Annotated in this window: 2 protein-coding genes and 1 riboswitch (1 of these 3 running past the window's edge); both genes read left to right on the top strand. The window is 63.3% G+C overall.

All coding sequences use genetic code 11. From position 1 onward, the window contains the following. A riboswitch (guanidine-I (ykkC/yxkD leader) is annotated at positions 1 to 24 on the top strand; it begins 170 nt to the left of the window's first position. A 66-nt stretch (positions 25 to 90) separates the two neighbouring features. Next, the gene (locus B2W52_RS10565) at positions 91 to 903 is read left to right on the top strand and encodes an ABC transporter permease (protein ID WP_286802942.1); all 813 of its coding nucleotides are present in this window, start codon (positions 91 to 93) and stop codon (positions 901 to 903) included. Between the two features lie 10 nt (positions 904 to 913). Next, the coding region (locus tag B2W52_RS10560; RefSeq protein ID WP_286802941.1) for an ATP-binding cassette domain-containing protein at positions 914 to 1358 on the top strand (445 nt) is incomplete at its 3' end.

Here is a 1358-nt window from a genome sequence, read left to right as displayed (position 1 = left end):
CGGCGGGACAAAAGCCCGGGAGACTGAATCGCAAGGGACGCTGTTACCCGCGATGACCTTGCCGTGTTGTGTAACCAGAGGAGACGATTCATGCGAATGATCAACCATCACCCCGGGCGTGTTTCCGCTACCCTCTTGGGCCTGCTGCCCTTTCTGTTGATCATGCTCATCTACAGCCTGGCCTCCCAGGAGCGCCTGGCAGACAACCCCAACGATAAACTCCTTCCCGGCCTGGAGCAGATGACCGCGGCCGTGGATCGCATGGCTTTTCAGGAGGACCGTCGCAGCGGCGACTACCTGATGTGGCAGGACACGACCGCCAGTCTGGCGCGCCTTGGAATGGGCGTCGGTATCGCCGCGTCGCTGGCGCTGGTGGTCGGTATTCTCAATGGAGTGCTGCCACTGGTCAGGGCCAACCTTGCTCCTCTGGTTTCTGCCCTTTCCATGGTGCCGCCGCTGGCCATACTACCGATTCTCTTCATTGTGTTCGGGCTGGGCGAGCTTTCCAAAGTCATGCTGATCGTAATCGGAACCGCGCCCATCATGATGCGGGATGTGGCCCAGCGGGTCCGCGAACTTCCCGGCGAGCAACTGATCAAGATCCAGACTCTGGGCGCGAATTCCTGGCAAGTAATCACCCGCATGGCCCTGCCCCAGGTGCTGCCCCGCCTGATCGACGCCGTGCGCCTGAGCCTTGGCCCCGCCTGGCTGTTCCTGATTGCTGCCGAGGCGATTGCCTCCACCGAAGGCCTCGGCTACCGGATCTTCCTGGTGCGGCGCTACCTGGCCATGGACGTGATTCTGCCCTACGTGGCCTGGATCACTTTCCTGGCGTTCGCCCTCGACTTCGCCCTCAAGCGTTACTCCCAGTGGCGCTACCCCTGGTTCCACGGCGCGCAATAAGGAGACCGATATGGCTGCCATCGAGATCAAGAATCTTTGGAAGGAGTACGGCCAGGACGTGGTCCTGGAGCGCCTGAACGCCAAGGTGGAAGAAGGCGAGTTCGTCACCGTGGTGGGCGCCTCCGGCTGCGGCAAGACCACCTTCCTGAAAATGATGCTGGGCACCGAAAGCCCGACCCGGGGCCAACTGTTGCTGGACGGCAAACCGATCCCCGACGAGCCGGACGAGACCCGGGGCATCGTGTTCCAGCGCTATTCCGTGCTGCCCCACCTGACAGCGGTGGAAAACGTGATGCTGGCCGGCGAACTGGAAAGCAGCCGCTGGCTGGGCCGGGTGTTCGGCGGCAAGCGCCGCGCTCTGCGCGAGCAGGCCGAGGAAATGCTCGCCTCCGTGGGGCTGGACCAGGCCCTGGGCAAATACCCCCACGAGCTGTCCGGCGGCATGCAGCAGCGGG

The sequence above is a fragment of the Marinobacter sp. UBA2498 genome (assembly GCF_002341575.1).
In the GTDB taxonomy this organism is placed as follows: Bacteria; Pseudomonadota; Gammaproteobacteria; order Pseudomonadales; family Oleiphilaceae; genus Marinobacter; species Marinobacter manganoxydans.
Note: the sequence above shows the minus strand (reverse complement) of the source record. Positions and strands in the feature narration are given on the sequence as shown.